Raw genomic sequence first — 17,523 nt, 5'->3', positions numbered from 1 at the left:
CATCCACCGGATCACTGGGCGGCCAGCGCCTTCACCACGGCATCACCCATCTGCGCCGTGCCCACCTTGGTAGTGCCTTCGCTGTAGATGTCGGGCGTGCGCAGGCCCTGGGCCAGCACCTTCTGCACGGCGGCTTCGATGCGCTGGGCTGCGGCTTCCTGGTTCAAGCTGAAGCGCAGCATCATCGCGGCCGAGAGGATGGTGGCCAGCGGGTTGGCCACGCCCTTGCCCGCGATGTCGGGGGCGCTGCCGTGGCTGGGCTCGTACAGGCCCTGGTTGCTGCTGTTCAGGCTGGCCGAAGGCAGCATGCCGATGGAGCCGGTGAGCATGGAGGCTTCGTCCGACAGGATGTCGCCGAACATGTTGCCCGTGACCACCACGTCAAACGCCTTGGGCGCCTTGACCAGTTGCATGGCGGCGTTGTCCACGTACATGTGCTGCAGTTCGACGTCAGGATATTCCTTGTGCACGTCGGTGACCACGTCCTTCCAGAACTGGAAGGTTTCGAGCACGTTGGCCTTGTCCACGCTGGTGACCTTCTTGTTGCGCTTGCGCGCGGCCTGGAAGGCGACGTGGGCGATGCGCTCGATCTCGGGGCGGCTGTAGCGCATGGTGTCAAACGCTTCTTCGGCACCGGGGAAGTGGCCGTCGGTGGCCACACGGCGGCCGCGCGGCTGGCCGAAGTAGATGTCGCCGGTCAGCTCGCGGATGATGAGGATGTCCAGGCCCGCAATCAGCTCGGGCTTGAGGCTGGATGCACCCACCAGCTGCTCGTAGCAGATGGCGGGGCGGAAGTTGGCGAACAGGCCCAGGTTCTTGCGCAGGCCCAGGATGGCCTGCTCGGGGCGCAGGGGGCGGTCGAGCTTGTCGTACTTCCAGTCGCCCACGGCGCCGAACAGGATGGCGTCAGCTTCCTTGGCGAGCTTGAGCGTGGACTCGGGCAGCGGGTGGCCGTGGGCTTCGTAGGCGGCGCCGCCGACCAGGGCGGATTCCATCTCGAACTTCAGGTCGAGCGCCTTCAGGACCTTGACGGCCTCAGCGACGATTTCGGTGCCAATGCCGTCACCCGGCAGAACTGCGATTTTCATTGGTTTGCTTCTGTTTTGATAGCTGCTTGGGCAATATGGTTGCGCGCAAACGGCCATTTTGATGGGTATTGGGGGGCTCAGGACACCATGGTGTGCGCCAGCCAGGGCTTGGTGGCCAGGCGCTCTGCTTCAAAAGCGCGGATCTTGTCGGACTGGCGCAGGGTCAGGCCGATGTCATCAAAGCCGTTGAGCAGGCAGTATTTGCGGAAGGCGATCACGTCGAACGGGATTTCCTCGCCCTGCGGGCGCACGACCACCTGGCGTTCCAGGTCAATGGTGAGCTGGTAGCCGGGGAAGGCCGCCACTTCGTCGAACAGCTGGGCCACGGTGGCCTCGGGCAGCACGATGGGCAAGAGGCCGTTCTTGAAGCAGTTGTTGAAGAAGATGTCGGCAAAGCTGGGCGCGATCACGGCGCGAAAGCCGAATTGGTCCAGCGCCCAGGGGGCGTGTTCGCGGCTGGATCCGCAGCCAAAGTTCTTGCGCGCGATCAGGATGCTGGCGCCTTTGTAGCGCGGCAGGTTCAGCACGAAGTCGGGGTTGGGCTTGCGCTGGCTTTCGGGGATGCCGGGCTCGCCCTTGTCCAGGTAGCGCCACTCGTCAAACAGGTTGGGGCCAAAGCCCGTCTTCTTGATCGACTTGAGGAATTGCTTGGGGATGATCGCGTCGGTATCGACGTTCTCGCGGTCCATCGGGGCCACCAGGCCCTTGAGTAAGGTGAATTTCTGCATGGGTGCCTTGTTACTTGTTGGCGGCGCGTTCGAGCGCGCCCCCCGCGCGTTGAACGTCCTGGCCCACGCCCTTGACGGTGTTGCATCCGGCCAGCAGCAGGGCGGCAGACAGTGCGATGAGGGTTGCGGCAATTTTCTTCATGGCGTGCTCCTTCAGGCGAATTGGCGAATGTCCACAAAATGGCCGTGCACGGCAGCAGCAGCGGCCATGGCGGGGCTGACGAGATGGGTGCGGCCACCAGCGCCCTGGCGGCCTTCGAAGTTGCGGTTGCTGGTGCTGGCACAGCGCTCGCCGGGCTCCAGGCGGTCGGCGTTCATGGCCAGGCACATGCTGCAGCCGGGCTCGCGCCACTCAAAGCCTGCAGCCTTGAAGATCTGGTCCAGACCCTCGCGCTCGGCCTGCTCTTTGACGAGGCCCGAGCCGGGCACCACCATGGCCAGCTTCACATTGCTGGCCACCTTGCGGCCCAGGTTTTTCACCACGGCGGCGGCTTCGCGCATGTCTTCGATGCGGCTGTTGGTGCACGAGCCGATGAACACCTTGTCGATGGTGATGTCGTTGATGGCCTTGCCGGGCTGCAGGTCCATGTAGGTCAACGCACGCTCGATGGCGCCGCGCTTGTTGGCGTCTTTTTCCTTGTCCGGATCGGGCACGCGGGCGTCGATGCCCAGCACCATTTCGGGTGAGGTGCCCCAGGTCACTTGCGGCTGGATCTCGGCCGCGTCGAGCTTGACCACGGTGTCGAACTGCGCGTCGGCGTCAGAGTGCAGCGTCTTCCAGTACGCCACGGCCTGGTCCCATTCCACGCCGGTGGGTGAAAGGGGGCGGCCCTTGACGTATTCAATGGTCTTCTCATCCACCGCCACCAGGCCTGCGCGCGCGCCGCCTTCGATGGCCATGTTGCATACGGTCATGCGGCCTTCCATGCTCATGGCGCGGAAGACGGAGCCTGCAAATTCGATGGTGTAGCCCGTGCCGCCCGCCGTGCCGATCTTGCCGATGATGGCCAGCACCACATCCTTGGGGGTCACGCCCTTGGCGAGCGTGCCGTCCACCTGCACCAGCATGTTCTTGGCCTTCTTGGCCAGCAGGGTCTGGGTGGCCATCACGTGTTCGACCTCGGAGGTGCCGATGCCGTGGGCCAGTGCACCGAAAGCGCCGTGCGTGCTGGTATGGCTGTCGCCGCACACCACGGTCATGCCGGGCAGGGTGGCGCCGTTTTCAGGGCCGATCACGTGCACGATGCCCTGGCGCTTGTGCATGAAGGGGAAAAACGCGGCGGGCGAGATCGTCGCCATGTTGTCGTTCAGCGTGGTGATCTGCTCTTTGCTGATGGGGTCGGTGATGCCGTCGTAGCCGTTTTCCCAGCCCGTGGTGGGCGTGTTGTGGTCGGCCGTGCCCACGATGGAACTCATGCGCCAGACCTTGCGGCCCGCCTCGCGCAGGCCTTCAAAAGCCTGCGGGCTGGTGACTTCGTGCACCAGGTGGCGGTCGATGTAGAGGATGGAGGTGCCGTCCTCTTCGGTGTGGACGACATGCTCGTCCCAGATCTTGTCGTACAGGGTGCGTCCCATGGCGTGGCTTTCTACTTTCAGGTGGGGGATTGGATTTTAGTGTCGGGGGCTTGGTTCACTGGCGCCAGGTCGGGCCGTGGCGCGAGGTGTTCCACCAGCAGGCGCGCCGTGATCGGCAGGGCCTCAAAGTCGCGGGCCACCACCCGCAGTTCGCGGTGGGCCCAGGCGTCGGTCAGCGGGATGGCCTGCAGCTGGCCCACGCCGCGCATGAGCGCAAAGGCCCGGTCGGGCAGCAGGCCCACGCCCAGGCCGTTGTCGATCATGCGGCACATGGCATCGAGCCCCGTGACCTGGATGCGCTGGCGCAGCGGGCGCCCGGCAGCGGCGGCGGCGGCGCGCATGGCCAGGCTGATGCTGCTGTTGGCATGCAGGCCCACAATGTCCCAGTCCAGCACTTCTTCAAAATTGATAGCTTCCTGAGCAGACAGGGCGTGCCCAGAGGGCACTACAAGCATCAAACGGTCGGACCGGTAGGGGCGGCTTTGCAGGGCGGGGCTGCCCCCCGCGCTGGCCATGCCGATGTTGCAGATACCCAGGTCGGCCGCGCCTTCCTGCACGGCGTGCAGCACGTCGCTGGAGAGGTGCTCCTGCAGGTCGATCTTGATCTGGCTGTGCTCGCGGGCAAACGCGCCCAGGTCTTCGGGCAAAAACTGGAAGATCGCCGAGATGTTGGCGTGCATGCGCACATGGCCGCGCACGCCGTCGGCGTATTCGCTCAGCTCTCCTTGCATGCGCTCAAGGCCAAACAGCACGGTGCGCGCGTGGTGCAGCAGGCTCTCGCCTGCGGGGGTGAGCGTCACGCCCCGGCTGTGGCGGTACAGCAGGGCTGTGTCCACGGCGGTTTCCAGGTCCGACAGGCGCTTGCTGACGGCCGATGCGGCAATGAATTCGCGCTCGGCCGCGCGGCCGATGCTGCCGAGCTCGCACACCGCCACAAACAGTTGCAGCGAGGTGAGGTCGGTACGGCGCGCAAAACTGCGCTCGGAGCTTTTCATGGGGCGTTTGTCTTCTCGAAATGAGAAGGATAGTTATTTTCTCCCCATTATTCGTTGTTCGCCATCGCCATGCGCGATGGCTGGGTTGCCCGTCTGCGGTTTGCCCGCTGCGCAGGGGCGGGTTCGTTCACACCTTCTCAGGCCACGCAGGTGCTGCCGTGCTCTGGCACCGCCGCATTCCAGCGCAGTTCGTGCGCGATGCGCTGGCGCAGGTGGTCGGCGGCGCCCATTTCGCCATGCACCACATACACCTGGTCGGGTGCATGGCCCATGCTGCGCAGCCAGGCGATGAGCTGGTTGCCGTCGGCGTGGGCCGAGGCGGACGACAGCCGCACCACTTCGGCGCGCACGGCCACGTCCTGGCCGTGGATGCGGATGGTCTTTTCGCCCTCGGCCAAGCGCGCGCCGCGCGTGCCTGGCGCCTGGTGGCCGGTCAGGATGACCATGTTGCGGTGGTCGCCCGCGTGCAGCGCCAGGTGGTGCAGCACGCGTCCCCCGGTGGCCATGCCGCTGGCCGACAGGATGACCATGGGGCCATGCAGCCGGGCCAGGCTCTTGGATTGTTCGGGCGTCTGGACCATGGTGGCGCCATGCTCCAGCGCCTGCACCTCGCGGCCGTTCAGGCGGTGCTCCTGCATGTGGTGCTGGAACAGGCCTGTGGTGCTCACGGCCATGGGGCTGTCCAGAAACACCTTGAGCGAGGCAGGCACCACGCCTTGCGCCTTGAGCAGGCCAATGGCGTGCAGCACAACCTGGGCACGGCCCACGGCAAACACCGGCACCACGGCCGTGCCGCCGCGCGCGGCCAGCCGCTGCAGGGCAGGGCCCAGTTCATCCAGCAGGCCTTCGGGCGGGTGTTCGCGGTCGCCGTAGGTGGATTCGATCAGCACCGTGTCGGCCGGGGGCGGGGCATCGGGCGGGTTCATCAGCAGGTCGTCGGGTCGCCCCAGGTCGCCCGAGAACAGGATGCGCCGCCCGCCCACCTCCAGCAGCACGCTGGCCGCGCCCAGGATGTGGCCTGCCGGAGAGAACGTGACGCGCCAGCCGGGCAGGGGCTCGAAGGCCTTGTGGAAGGCATGGGTCTGGAACTGCTTGAGGCAGTGCAGCGCATCCAGCCGGGTGTACAGCGGCAGGGCCGGGCTGTGGCTGCTGAGCTGGTGGCGGTTGAGGAAGGCGGCATCCTCCTCCTGCAGGTGCCCGCTGTCGGGCAGCAGGATGGTGCACAGGTCACGCGTGCCCGGCGTGCAGTGGATGGCATGGGTATAGCCGTCGCGCGCCAGCAGGGGCAGGTAGCCGCTGTGGTCCAGGTGGGCGTGGGTGAGCACCACGGCGTCGATCTGGTGGGGCGTGACGGGCAGGGGCTGCCAGTTGCGCAGGCGCAGCTGCTTGTAGCCCTGGAACAGGCCGCAGTCCACCAGCAGGCTCTTGCCGTTGTGGCGCACCAGGTACTTGGAGCCGGTGACCGTGCCCGAGCCGCCCAGAAAGGTGATGTTGACGTTCATGCCGATGCCCCTTGTCCCGTTGTTGCCTTTTCCCGGATGGCGGCCCCCAAAGACCGCTTGGCGGGCTTTCATGCTACGGCGCAGGGGGGTTGGGGGCTACCGCTGGCGGGTGGATTCTTGCCTCAGATCAAGAAATTGCCGCTGGCAATGTTTTTCTGTTGCAAATCCTCCGGCGGTACTACAGTGGGCAGCCCATCTCCTGATGCCCCGTTTTGGCGGGACCTTCATCCAACAGGTTGAGGTATGCAGCCCCGGTTTTCCTGTCACGCCCATGGCGCCTTGCTGGCAATTGTTTTGCTGGCCGGCGGGTGGCAGGCGCGCGCGCAGCCGCTGGACGACCCGCCCGAATGGGCCGACGAACCCCCTGTGCTGTCGCGCTGGCTGGAGGAGGGCTACGAGGCCGAAGTGCGGCGCCAGCCGCACCGTGCCGCGCAGCGGTACTGCGATGCCGCGCGCTATGGCAGTGTGGAAGCTCAATATCGCCTGGGCCGCCTGCTGATGCGGGGGCGCGATGTGGTGCCTGACCCGGCGGCAGCCGCCACCTTGTTGGCGCTGGCTGCGCAGCGGGGGCATGAGAAGGCGCGCAGCCTGGCTGAAGGCCTGGCGCCGGGCGACCAGATGCCAGACTGCCTCACCACGGGCGAGGCGCCCCGGCTGGAAGTGCGCGATTCTGCCCAGGAGGTCGTGCCCCACGAGGTGGTGGACCGCTATGTCAGCAACCTGCCCGATGACAAACGCCGCCACGCTGAACTGGTGCAGCGGCTCGCCCCCCGCTTTGAGGTGGACCCGCGCTTGGCGCTGGCCATCGTGCGGTCGGAATCCAACTTCCAGGCCCGGGCGCTGTCGCCCAAGAACGCACAGGGGCTGATGCAGCTGATCCCCGAGACGGCAGAGCGTTTTGGCGTGCGCGACGTGTGGAACCCCGAGCAGAACGTGCGTGGCGGGCTGACCTACCTGCGCTGGCTGCTGGACCGTTTTGGGGGGGACGTGGCACTGGCATCGGCCGCTTACAACGCGGGTGAGAAAGCGGTGGAGCGCCATGGCGGCGTGCCGCCCTACAGCGAGACGCGCGAGTACGTGCGCCGCATCCTGGGGTTCTACCGTGCGCCCCAGCACGAGCGGCCGGGCAAGGCCACGGGGCTGGCCTTGCCGCCCGCAGCGCGCATGAAAAAACCGCCCGGGCCGTGAGGCCGAGGGCGGTTTCTTGGAGGCGGCTGCGCAGCCGCGTCAGCTGAAGAAGTTCTTCAACCGGTCCGTCCAGCTCTCGCCGCTGGGCGAGTGGCGGGCACCGCCCTTTTTGAGCGAATCTTCCAGCTCGCGCAGCAGCTTGCGCTGGTGTTCGGTCAGCTTGACCGGTGTTTCCACCGCGATGTGGCAGTACAGGTCGCCCGGGTAGCTGGCGCGCACGCCTTTGATGCCCTTGCCGCGCAGGCGGAACTGCTTGCCGGCCTGCGTGCCTTCGGGGATGTCGATGGCCGCCTTGCCCGCGAGCGTGGGCACTTCGATCTCGCCACCCAGTGCGGCCGTGATGAAGCTCACCGGCACCTGGCAGTGCAGGTCGTCGCCATCGCGCTCGAAGATGTCGTGCTTCTTCAGTCGGATCTCGATGTACAGGTCGCCCGGCGGGCCGCCGTTGGTACCCGGCTCGCCATTGCCGGTGGAGCGGATGCGCATGCCGTCGTCGATGCCTGCAGGGATCTTCACTTCCAGCGTTTTTTGCTTCTTGAGCTTGCCCTGGCCGTGGCAAGTGGTGCAAGGCTCGGGAATGATCTTGCCCGTGCCGCGGCAGTGCGGGCAGGTCTGCTGCACGCTGAAGAAGCCCTGGCGCATCTGCACCGTGCCCGCGCCCTGGCAGGTGCCGCAGGTCTTGGCGCTGGTACCGGGCTTGGCACCGCTGCCGTGGCAGGTGTCACAGCTCTCCCACGACGGAATGCGGATCTGCGCGTCCTTGCCGCGTGCGGCTTCTTCCAGCGTGATCTCCATGGCGTAGCTGAGGTCGCTGCCCCGGTACACCTGGCGGCCACCGGCACCGCGCCCACGTCCGCCCTGCTGGCCAAACATGTCGCCGAAGATGTCGCCGAAGGCCTCTGCAAAACCGCCAAAGCCTTCTGCCCCTGCGCCGCCGGGGCCGCGCATGTTGGGGTCCACCCCGGCGTGGCCGTACTGGTCGTAGGCAGCGCGCTTTTGCGGGTCGGAGAGCATCTCGTAGGCTTCCTTGGCCTCCTTGAACTTCTCTTCGGCAGGCTTGGCTGCATCCCCCTGGTTGCGGTCAGGGTGGTGCTTCATCGCCAGCTTGCGATAGGCTTTCTTGATTTCTTCGTCCGAGGCGTTTTTCGGAACGCCCAGGATTTCGTAAAAGTCTCGTTTGGACATAGTGATTCAGAACCCGGTTGGAACAGGAACGCCGCGCAGCCCCTGTGGGCATTGCGCGGCGGCTCGGGTCAACGGGGGCTCGCTCAGCCCTTCTTGACTTCCTTCACTTCGGCATCGACAACGTTGTCGTCGTCAGCGGGCTTGGCCGAAGAAGCGGAGGCCGAGGCACCTGCCGCGTCGGCGCCACCGGCGGCCTGGGCGGCTTTTGCAGCCTGGGACTCGGCGTACATCTTCTCGCCCAGCTTCTGGCTGGCGGCCATCAGGGCCGTGGTCTTCTCGTCGATGGAGGCCTTGTCCTCGCCCTTGAGGGCGTCTTCCAGGGCCTTCACGGCGGCCGTGATCGCGTCCTTTTCGCCAGCGTCGAGCTTGTCGCCATGCTCGGCCAGGCTCTTGTTCACGCTGTGCACGGCAGCTTCACCCTGGTTCTTGGCCTGCACCAGTTCCAGCTTCTTCTTGTCGTCCGCAGCGTTCAGCTCGGCGTCCTTCACCATCTTCTGGATTTCTTCTTCCGACAGGCCGGAGCTGGCCTTGATGGTGATCTTGTTTTCCTTGCCGGTGCCCTTGTCCTTGGCGCCCACGTGCAGGATACCGTTGGCGTCAATGTCGAACGACACTTCGATCTGCGGCACGCCGCGCGCTGCGGGCGGGATGCCTTCCAGGTTGAACTCGCCCAGCAGCTTGTTGCCCGAGGCCATCTCGCGCTCACCCTGGAACACCTTGATCGTCACGGCGGGCTGGTTGTCGTCGGCTGTCGAGAAGGTCTGCGCGAACTTCGTCGGGATCGTGGTGTTCTTGGTGATCATCTTGGTCATGACGCCGCCCAGGGTCTCGATGCCCAGAGACAGGGGGGTCACATCCAGCAGCAGCACGTCCTTGCGGTCGCCCGACAGCACCTGGCCCTGGATGGCTGCACCCACGGCCACGGCTTCGTCAGGGTTCACGTCCTTGCGGGGGTCCTTGCCGAAGAATTCCTTGACCTTCTCCTGCACCTTGGGCATGCGGGTCATGCCGCCGACCAGGATCACGTCATGGATGTCGGACACCGACACGCCAGCGTCCTTGATGGCCGTGCGGCAAGGAGCGATGGTGCGCTCGATCAGCTCTTCCACCAGTTGTTCCAGCTTGGCGCGGGTCAGCTTGATGTTCAGGTGCTTGGGGCCCGATGCGTCTGCCGTGATGTAGGGCAGGTTGATGTCGGTCGAGGCCGAGTTCGACAGTTCGATCTTGGCCTTTTCGGCGGCTTCCTTCAGGCGCTGCAGGGCCAGCACGTCATTCTTGAGGTTGACGCCCGACTCCTTCTTGAACTCGTCAATGATGAAGTCGATGATGCGCTGGTCGAAGTCTTCGCCGCCCAGGAAGGTGTCGCCGTTGGTCGACAGCACTTCGAACTGCTTTTCGCCGTCCACGTCGGCGATTTCGATGATGGACACGTCAAACGTGCCGCCACCCAGGTCATACACAGCGATCTTGCGGTCGCCCTTTTCCTGCTTGTCCAGGCCAAAGGCCAAGGCTGCAGCGGTGGGCTCGTTGATGATGCGCTTGACGTCCAGGCCCGCAATGCGGCCAGCGTCCTTGGTGGCCTGGCGCTGTGCGTCATTGAAGTAGGCTGGCACGGTGATGACGGCTTCCGTCACGGGCTCGCCCAGGTAGTCTTCAGCCGTCTTCTTCATCTTGCGCAGAATGTCAGCAGACACTTGCTGGGCTGACAGCTTGTTGCCGCGCACTTCGATCCATGCGTCGCCGTTGTCGGCGGCCACGATCTTGTAGGGCATCAGGTCGATGTCCTTTTGCACTTCTTTTTCGGTGAACTTGCGGCCGATCAGGCGCTTGACGGCGTACAGCGTGTTCTTGGGGTTGGTCACTGCCTGGCGCTTGGCCGAGGCGCCGACGAGGATCTCGCCGTCTTCCTGGTAGGCCACGATGGAGGGCGTGGTGCGTGCACCTTCGCTGTTTTCGATCACGCGGGTCGTGTTGCCCTCCATGATGGAGACGCAGCTGTTGGTCGTACCCAGGTCAATGCCGATGATTCTTCCCATGATTTTTCTCCGAATGCTTGAATGGTTTGGATGGCTAGTAACTTGTGGATAACTTGGTGTGGTTCAAGTCTTCCGGGTCGATTTTTTTGAGGCTTACTTGGGAGCCGTCACCGTGACCAGGGCCGGACGCAGCACGCGCTCGGCGATCACATAGCCCTTTTGCAGCACAGCCACCACGGTGTTGGCTTCCTGCTCGGCAGGCACCACGCTGATGGCCTGGTGCTGGTGCGGATCGAACTTGGCGCCAGCGGCAGGGTTGATGGCAATCACCTTGTTGCGCTCCAGTGCCGACGTCAGCTGGCGCAGGGTGGCGTCGGCGCCTTCGCGCAGCTGCTGGGGCGTGGCTTCCTTGATGGCCAGGGCGGCATCCAGGCTGTCGGCCACGGGCAGCAGGCTCTCGGCAAAACTCTCGATACCGAATTTACGGGCCTTGGAAACCTCGTCTTCGGCGCGGCGGCGGGCGTTCTCGGCCTCGGCCTTGGCGCGCAGGAACTGGTCGGCCAGATCGGCGCTTTTGGCCTTCAGCTCGGCCAGCTCGCCTTGCAGGCGAGCCAGCTCGTCAGAGGCGTGGGCAGCCATGGCGGCTTCGACTTCTTCGGGGGCGGGGGCGCTCTGGGGCGGGGTGGTTTGGCTGTGGTCTGACATGTCTTGGTCTGAAGGTGAGTGAAGCGGTACGCGCGGGATTTGGGGGCATGCCGCCACAAATCAAGGTCTGCACCAGGGGTTTGTGCTTTTGGGCCCTGCGCGCAGTGCACCGTGGTGGTAAGCAAGTCGGTCCAACCCCGGTTTTTGCAAGAGTTGAACGCCCCCTTAGGCACCACCAGGCGCCTTTTTTCGGACGCCTTTGGCGCGAGCCCAAGGGCTGCCAGAAAACGCTGAGTGTACAAGCGGTGGCGGCCGGGCTATAATCGCAGGCTTTCCCTTGCCACACCACTTCTAGACGCGGTGGGTGGTCTTACCCAAAAGGAGTCTGCATGCGTCATTACGAAATCATTTTGTTGATCCATCCGGATCAAAGCGAACAAGTTCCAGCGATGCTGGAGCGCTACAAGGGCATGATCACCGCTGGCGGTGGCAAGGTGCACCGCGTGGAAGACTGGGGCCGCCGTCAACTGGCATACCTGATCAACAAGCTGGCCAAGGCCCACTACCTGTGCGTGAACATCGAAGCCGACCAAGCTGTGATGGCTGAACTGGAGCATGCCTTCAAGTTCAACGACGCCGTGCTGCGCCACCTGACGGTTCAGAAGAAGAAGGCCGACACGGGCCCATCTTCCATGATGAAGACCGTCGAGCGCGAAGAAGCCCGCAAGGCCAGCCAAGCTGAGTACGCAGCTGCCGGTGGCGAGCGCGGCGAGCGCTGATCCATCCCTGTTGGAGTGGAGAACCGCGTAGTCTTGACCGCCTGTATCGCAGAGACTGAACCCCTGCGCTACACGCCCGCCGGATTGCCTGCCATCACCCTGCGGCTCGAACATGAGTCGCAGCAAACCGAGGCAGAACATCCCCGCGCAGTCAGGGCCGCCATCAAAGCCATGGCCTTCGGGGCGATGGCTGAGCGTCTGGCAAGGCAGAACGTCGGAAGTCTCTGGACTTTCCACGGATTTCTGGCCAACCCGCGCAATGGCAAGACCGCAGTGCTGCACATCCAGGATATTCAACAAAATTAATTTTCAAGGGGTCCGCAATGGCCACGTTCAAGAAGTTCAACAAAGACAAGCGCCCAAAGCGCAACACCCAGTCCCTGCTGTTCAAGCGCAAGCGCTTCTGCCGCTTCACGGTGACGGGCGTTGAAGAAATCGACTACAAGGATGTCGATACGCTGCGCGATTTCATCGCCGAAAACGGCAAGATCATCCCCGCACGCCTGACCGGCACGCGCGCCATCTTCCAGCGTCAGCTGAACACCGCCATCAAGCGCGCCCGCTTCCTGGCCCTGGTGCCTTACAGCGACCAGCACAAGATCTAAGGAGCACAACCCATGCAAATCATCCTGCTCGACAAGGTTGTGAACCTCGGCAACCTCGGTGAAATCGTCAAGGTCAAAGACGGCTACGCCCGCAACTTCCTGATCCCTTCGGGCCGCGCCCGCCGCGCCACCGAAGCTGCCAAGGCAGAGTTCGAAGCCAAGCGCGCTGAACTGGAAAAGGCTGCTGCCGCCAAGCTGGCAGAAGCCCAAGCCCAAGGTGAAAAGCTGGGTGGCACGACCATCAAGCTGACGCAAAAGGCTGGCGTGGACGGCCGTCTGTTTGGTTCTGTGACCAACCACGACATCGCCGAAGAGCTGAACAAGCAAGGCTACAAGGTTGCCAAGTCGCAAATCCGCCTGCCCAATGGCCCTATCAAGGTCGTGAGCGACAGCGCTGTGAGCGTGGCTCTGCACACCGACGTGGTGGTGGAAGTCAACGTGTCGGTCTACGGCGAAACCGCCTGATCGCCAGCGCGTAGATAATCTCTGCGCGACTCGCCGCGAAAGCCGCCTCTGGGCGGCTTTCGCGCTTTTGACCCAGCCCATTTGTACAGGGTTGCCCACCGGTCATCCACAGATTGTCCCAAGGCTTATCCATTCCGGCTGCTGCCCCCGGGCCAAGGGGTAACCGGTTTCTAGACCTGTCCCGGAGAAATCCATGTCCGCTGTTTTCCCTCCGCTCGACGAACAGGGTTCGCTGCCATCTGCCAGCGACGACCAGGAAATCGCCAAGCTGCGCACGCCGCCGCACTCTATCGAGGCCGAGTCCAGTGTGCTGGGTGGCCTGCTGCTGGACAACAATGCCTGGGACCGGGTGGGAGACCTGCTCAAGGAGGGCGATTTCTACCGCTACGAACACCAAGCCATCTACGCGGCCATCGGCGCGCTGATCAATGCCAGCAAGCCTGCCGACGTGATCACGGTGTTCGAGCAGCTCAAGAACCAGGGCAAAGCCCAGGAGATGGGTGGGCTCACCTACCTGAACAACCTGGCGCAGTATGTTCCGAGCGCCACGAACATACGCCGCTACGCCGAGATCGTGCGCGAGCGGGCCATCCTGCGCAAGCTGGTCACGGCCAGCGACGAAATCTCCACCAATGCCTTCAACCCGCAGGGCAAGACGGTGGAGCGGATCCTGGACGAGGCCGAGGCGAAGATCTTTGCTATCGGCGAAGAGGGCTCGCGCAACAAGCAAGGCTTCCAGTCGCTCGACAACCTGGTGATCGACCTGCTCGACAAGGTGCAGGAGATGGCCGACAACCCGGCCGACGTGACCGGCGTGCCCACTGGTTTTGCCGACCTGGATCGCATGACTTCGGGCCTGCAGGCAGGCGACATGATCGTGCTGGCCGCCCGCCCGTCCATGGGCAAAACCTCGTTTGCTGTGAATATCGCCGAACACGTTGCGCTCAACGAAGGCCTGCCAGTTGCGATCTTCTCGATGGAAATGGGTGCCGCCCAGCTGGCGGTGCGTATCGTGGGCTCGATCGGCCGGGTGAACCAGGGCAATCTGCGTACCGGCAAGCTCACCGACGATGAGTGGCCGCGACTGACCGAGGCCATCGAGCGGCTGCGCACCGTCTCATTGCACATCGACGAGACGCCCGGGCTGTCCCCGGGGGAGCTGCGCGCGAATGCACGCCGCCTGGCACGCCAATGTGGCAAGCTGGGCTTGATTGTGGTGGACTACTTGCAGCTCATGAGCGGCTCGGGTTCGGCGGCAAGTTCGGACAACCGTGCGACCGAGCTGGGCGAGATATCCCGGGGCCTCAAGATGCTGGCCAAGGAACTGCAGTGCCCCGTGATCGCGCTCTCCCAGCTCAACCGCTCGGTGGAGCAGCGCACCGACAAGCGCCCCATGATGTCCGACCTGCGCGAGTCGGGCGCCATCGAGCAGGACGCGGACATCATCATGTTCATCTACCGCGATGACTACTACAACAAGGACAGCAAGGAGCCGAACGTGGCTGAGGTCATCATCGGCAAGCAGCGTAACGGCCCGACCGGCACCGTGAAGCTGTTCTTCCAGAAGAACCAGACGCGCTTCGAAAACCTGGCCATGGGCGGTGGTGATGACTACTGACGTGCGGTGTTGACGCTCCAATGAAAAAGGCCCCTGCCATCGGCAGGGGCCTTTGCATTTTCAGTGCGAGATCAGAGCACTTCGCTCGCAAAGTCCGCCAGGCGCGAGCGCTCACCACGCGCCAGTGTGATGTGCCCGCTGTGTGGCCATCCCTTGAAGCGGTCCACGGCATACGTCAGGCCCGAGGAGCCCTCGGTCAGGTACGGTGTGTCGATCTGCGCCAGATTGCCCATGCAGATGATCTTGGTGCCCGGGCCCGCGCGGGTGATCAGTGTCTTCATCTGCTTGGGCGTCAGGTTCTGCGCCTCGTCGATGATCACGTACTTGTTCAGGAAGGTGCGCCCGCGCATGAAGTTCATGCTCTTGATCTTGATGCGGCTGCGGATCAGCTCGTTGGTAGCCGCACGCCCCCACTCGCCCGCATTGCCGCCGTCGCCTTTGGCCAGGAATTCGAGATTGTCGTCCAGCGCGCCCATCCAGGGGCCCATCTTTTCTTCTTCGGTGCCGGGCAAGAAGCCAATGTCCTCGCCCACGCTCACGGTGGCGCGGGTCATGATGATCTCGGTGTAGCGGCGGTCGTCCAGCACCTGGGTCAGGCCTGCGGCCAGGGCCAGCAAGGTTTTGCCGGTGCCAGCCGTGCCGGTCAGGGTCACGAAGTCGATCTCGGGGTCCATGAGCAAGTTCATGGCGTAGTTCTGCTCGCGGTTGCGCGTGGTCACGCCCCACACAGCATTCTTGGTGGAGCCATAGTCCTTGAGCGTCTGCAGCACCGCAGTCTTTTCGCGGATCTCGCTCACGCGCGCAAACAGGCTGGGCTCGCCGGGAGCCTCGAAGTACACAAACTGGTTGATCATCAGCTGCGGCACGATGGGCCCGCCGATGCGGTAGTAGGTGTGGGCGCCGCTCTGCCAGCTCTCCACGTTCTTGCCGCTCTTGGCCCAGAAGTCAGGGGGCAGGGCGAGCACGCCAGCGTAGAGCAGGTCGCCGTCTTCCAGCGTCTTGTCGTTCTGGTAGTCCTCGGCGTTAAGGCCCAGGGCGCGCGCCTTGACCCGCATGTTGATGTCCTTGGACACCAGCACCACCTCGCGCGGTGCATGCAGCTTGCGCAGGGCTTCCACCACGCCCAGGATCTGGTTGTCGGCCTTGCCGGGGGGCAGGCTGGTGGGCAGGCTGTAATCCAGTGGTACCGTCTGGAAGAACAGGTGGCCACCCGCAGCACGCTGGCCTGTGGAGTCGAGCTTGAGGCCCTTGGCCATGTCGGCGCCCTGGGCAGCAGCCAGCGCATCCAGGGTGCGGCTGGCTTGGCGGCCATTGCGGGCCACTTCGGTCATGCCCTTCTTGTGGCCGTCCAGTTCTTCCAGCACGATCATTGGCAGGAAGATGTCGTGCTCTTCAAAGCGGAACAGGCTGGTGGGGTCGTGCAGCAGCACATTGGTGTCCAGCACGAAGAGCTTGGTCGGGCCCTGTGGTGCGGCCTTTTTGCCCCGGGGCGCAGCGGTAGGGGCTGCAGCGCTGGGGCTTGCTGCCACGCTGGTCGTGCGTGCCTTGCGGGTGCCGGTAGCGCGGGCGACGGGGGGGGCCGGGGTGCCCGTGGGCTCGGGGGCGCGGACCTGGGTTTCGACCTGGATCAGCGGGGCTGCGACCAAGGCTGCAGGCGCTGCAGGTGCAGCGCTGGCTGTTTTGCGTCCTGTGCGGGTGGCCGAAGCTGCGCGCACGGGTGCGGCAACGGGCTCGTTGGCCGAGGTTTGTGACACCCGTGGACGGGCCGTGACTTCAAAGGCTTCTGGCGCGAGGAGTGCAGCGCGCCGGCTGGGGGCGGGGGGCAGGGGCATGGTGGCAGGGCCTCGGTCGGTAAATGAAGAAAGACGGGTCAGAAAGCAAAAAGCCGCCTGGAGGCCGAGGCGGCTTTTTGGGGAGGGGCAAACGTCGCGATAACCAGGGGCATAAATCCATTATGCCCACTCTGGATGTCTTGCCGAGGCAAAACCGATGGGGTGTCGCGCCGATGCTCCAGGGGCGTGATCCAGGTGCGCAGGTGGCAGAGGATCAGGCGGCCTTTTTCAGGGCCTTGATGGATTTGACGGTCTTGAGGACTTCGTCCACATGGCCGGGCACCTTGAGGCCGCGCCATTCCTGAACCAGCAGGCCGTCAGGACCGATCAGGAAGGTGCTGCGCTCGATGCCCTTGACCTTCTTGCCGTACATGATCTTGTTCTTGACCACGCCGAACATGTGGCACATCTTCTCTTCGGTGTCGGCGATCAGCTCGAACGGCAGTTCCAGCTTTTCCTTGAAATCGTCGTGCGACTTCATGTTGTCGCGCGACACGCCGAACACGGCAGCGCCCGCCTTCACGAAATCCTTGTACTTGTCGCGAAACTGCATGGCCTCCGTGGTGCAGCCAGGCGTGTTGTCCTTGGGATAGAAGTACAGAACCAGAATCTGGCCAAGGTGGGAGGTGTTGGAAACCTTGATTCCACCGGTCGCGTTGGCTTCAAATTCAGGGAGGGGTTTGTTGACAACGATCGCCATATCACTTCAATCTCTCAGGATGTAGTCGTTGGTAAGCCGGGGGAGTGGGGTGTGTTATTGCTCTTGGTGGTGCCCCCGACCGCAACCGGTGATTTTACCCCGAAATCGATTGCCAGCCAAATGTAAGACTGTGTGTCTTGCCCCTTCTGGCGGGCACTTTGGCAAGGGTTTGCATAGGTGCGCCCCGCCTGTTGGAAGGGGCTGCAGGCAGGCTTTCAGGTTTCCAGAATCAGCGCTGCCACCACATTCCGGCCTTCTCCGGCCAGGATGTTGTAGGTGCGGCAGGCTGCGGCCGTGTCCATGGTCTCCAGTCCCAGCCGCCGCGCCATCAGCGGGGCCAGCCAGGCGGGGGGCGGAAAACGGTTGCGGGTTCCGCTGCCGAGGATCACCAACTCGGCCTCCAGGGTGGCCAGTTGCACGAAGTGGTCCGGGGTCAGGTCCTCGAAGCGCGTGCAGGGCCAGGCCTGGCGCAGCCCGCCGGAGCCGAGGATGACGCTGTGGGTGATCTTCTCTGCGTCCACGCCGATCCAGCCGGGGCCGTAGCCGCTGATGGTCTGTGCGTTCGAGCGGTCAGGCTGAAATTTCATGGAGGTCGGAGTGGCAGGCGGGGCGGTGGGCAGGGCGTGGCCAGAGGCGCTTGCG

Annotated in this window: 18 protein-coding genes; 6 read left to right on the top strand and 12 right to left on the bottom strand. The window is 64.2% G+C overall.

The genetic code is table 11. The features are described 5' to 3' along the window. Positions 1-11 precede the first annotated feature (11 nt). The 6 genes from leuB to ACYZGB_RS06670 form a co-directional block, all read right to left on the bottom strand. A complete protein-coding gene (gene leuB, locus ACYZGB_RS06695; RefSeq protein ID WP_462387465.1) occupies positions 12-1,088 on the bottom strand; it encodes a 3-isopropylmalate dehydrogenase in 1,077 nt (358 codons plus the stop codon). A 77-nt stretch (positions 1,089-1,165) separates the two neighbouring features. Beyond that, complete coding sequence (gene leuD / locus ACYZGB_RS06690) at positions 1,166-1,816, bottom strand: 3-isopropylmalate dehydratase small subunit (protein ID WP_462387464.1); 651 nt, start codon at positions 1,814-1,816, stop codon at positions 1,166-1,168. 10 nt (positions 1,817-1,826) lie between these two features. After that, positions 1,827-1,958, bottom strand: a complete 132-nt coding sequence (locus tag ACYZGB_RS06685; RefSeq protein WP_063461163.1) for an entericidin A/B family lipoprotein — start codon at positions 1,956-1,958, stop codon at positions 1,827-1,829. Positions 1,959-1,969: 11 nt separating this feature from the next. Continuing rightward, entirely contained in the window at positions 1,970-3,391 is a 1,422-nt protein-coding gene (gene leuC / locus ACYZGB_RS06680; RefSeq protein WP_462387463.1) for a 3-isopropylmalate dehydratase large subunit, read from the bottom strand. 17 nt (positions 3,392-3,408) lie between these two features. Next, the gene (locus ACYZGB_RS06675; RefSeq protein WP_462387462.1) at positions 3,409-4,386 is read right to left on the bottom strand and encodes a LysR family transcriptional regulator; all 978 of its coding nucleotides are present in this window, start codon (positions 4,384-4,386) and stop codon (positions 3,409-3,411) included. Between the two features lie 137 nt (positions 4,387-4,523). Further along, a complete protein-coding gene (locus ACYZGB_RS06670; protein WP_462387461.1) occupies positions 4,524-5,888 on the bottom strand; it encodes an MBL fold metallo-hydrolase in 1,365 nt (454 codons plus the stop codon). Positions 5,889-6,167: 279 nt separating this feature from the next. Between ACYZGB_RS06670 and ACYZGB_RS06665 the strand changes: the two genes are divergently transcribed. After that, positions 6,168-7,076, top strand: a complete 909-nt coding sequence (locus ACYZGB_RS06665; RefSeq protein WP_462387460.1) for a lytic transglycosylase domain-containing protein — start codon at positions 6,168-6,170, stop codon at positions 7,074-7,076. A gap of 39 nt (positions 7,077-7,115) precedes the next feature. Here the strand turns inward: ACYZGB_RS06665 and dnaJ are convergent, their stop codons facing one another. From dnaJ to grpE, 3 genes are all read right to left on the bottom strand, one after another. Further along, entirely contained in the window at positions 7,116-8,261 is a 1,146-nt protein-coding gene (dnaJ, locus tag ACYZGB_RS06660; protein WP_055399485.1) for a molecular chaperone DnaJ, read from the bottom strand. Between the two features lie 83 nt (positions 8,262-8,344). Next, positions 8,345-10,297, bottom strand: coding sequence for a molecular chaperone DnaK (gene dnaK, locus ACYZGB_RS06655; RefSeq protein WP_462387459.1), 1,953 nt, complete (start codon positions 10,295-10,297; stop codon positions 8,345-8,347). Positions 10,298-10,390: 93 nt separating this feature from the next. Further along, positions 10,391-10,942 (bottom strand): nucleotide exchange factor GrpE, encoded by a 552-nt coding sequence (grpE, locus tag ACYZGB_RS06650; protein WP_462387458.1) that lies wholly within the window; start codon positions 10,940-10,942, stop codon positions 10,391-10,393. Positions 10,943-11,271: 329 nt separating this feature from the next. Between grpE and rpsF the strand changes: the two genes are divergently transcribed. From rpsF to dnaB, 5 genes are all read left to right on the top strand, one after another. Beyond that, entirely contained in the window at positions 11,272-11,661 is a 390-nt protein-coding gene (gene rpsF, locus ACYZGB_RS06645; RefSeq protein WP_094285575.1) for a 30S ribosomal protein S6, read from the top strand. Between the two features lie 15 nt (positions 11,662-11,676). Further along, on the top strand, positions 11,677-11,967 hold the full coding sequence (priB, locus tag ACYZGB_RS06640; RefSeq protein WP_462387457.1) for a primosomal replication protein N: 291 nt from the start codon (positions 11,677-11,679) through the stop codon (positions 11,965-11,967). Positions 11,968-11,984: 17 nt separating this feature from the next. Next, positions 11,985-12,266, top strand: a complete 282-nt coding sequence (rpsR, locus tag ACYZGB_RS06635; RefSeq protein WP_005795932.1) for a 30S ribosomal protein S18 — start codon at positions 11,985-11,987, stop codon at positions 12,264-12,266. A gap of 12 nt (positions 12,267-12,278) precedes the next feature. Further along, complete coding sequence (rplI, locus tag ACYZGB_RS06630) at positions 12,279-12,731, top strand: 50S ribosomal protein L9 (protein WP_108618014.1); 453 nt, start codon at positions 12,279-12,281, stop codon at positions 12,729-12,731. Between the two features lie 193 nt (positions 12,732-12,924). Beyond that, positions 12,925-14,349 (top strand): replicative DNA helicase, encoded by a 1,425-nt coding sequence (gene dnaB, locus ACYZGB_RS06625; protein ID WP_462387456.1) that lies wholly within the window; start codon positions 12,925-12,927, stop codon positions 14,347-14,349. 71 nt (positions 14,350-14,420) lie between these two features. Here dnaB and ACYZGB_RS06620 read toward each other — a convergent pair whose 3' ends face one another. The 3 genes from ACYZGB_RS06620 to ACYZGB_RS06610 all read right to left on the bottom strand — a co-directional run bounded on the left by ACYZGB_RS06620 (position 14,421) and on the right by ACYZGB_RS06610 (position 17,468). Then, entirely contained in the window at positions 14,421-16,181 is a 1,761-nt protein-coding gene (locus ACYZGB_RS06620) for a PhoH family protein (protein WP_462387455.1), read from the bottom strand. Between the two features lie 214 nt (positions 16,182-16,395). Next, positions 16,396-16,881, bottom strand: coding sequence for a peroxiredoxin (locus ACYZGB_RS06615; RefSeq protein ID WP_063461152.1), 486 nt, complete (start codon positions 16,879-16,881; stop codon positions 16,396-16,398). Positions 16,882-17,096: 215 nt separating this feature from the next. After that, positions 17,097-17,468, bottom strand: coding sequence for an Mth938-like domain-containing protein (locus ACYZGB_RS06610; protein WP_094285586.1), 372 nt, complete (start codon positions 17,466-17,468; stop codon positions 17,097-17,099). Positions 17,469-17,523: the final 55 nt, after the last annotated feature.

Source organism: Acidovorax sp. Q11, assembly GCF_054950075.1.
This window is presented reverse-complemented; position numbering and strand designations above follow the sequence as displayed.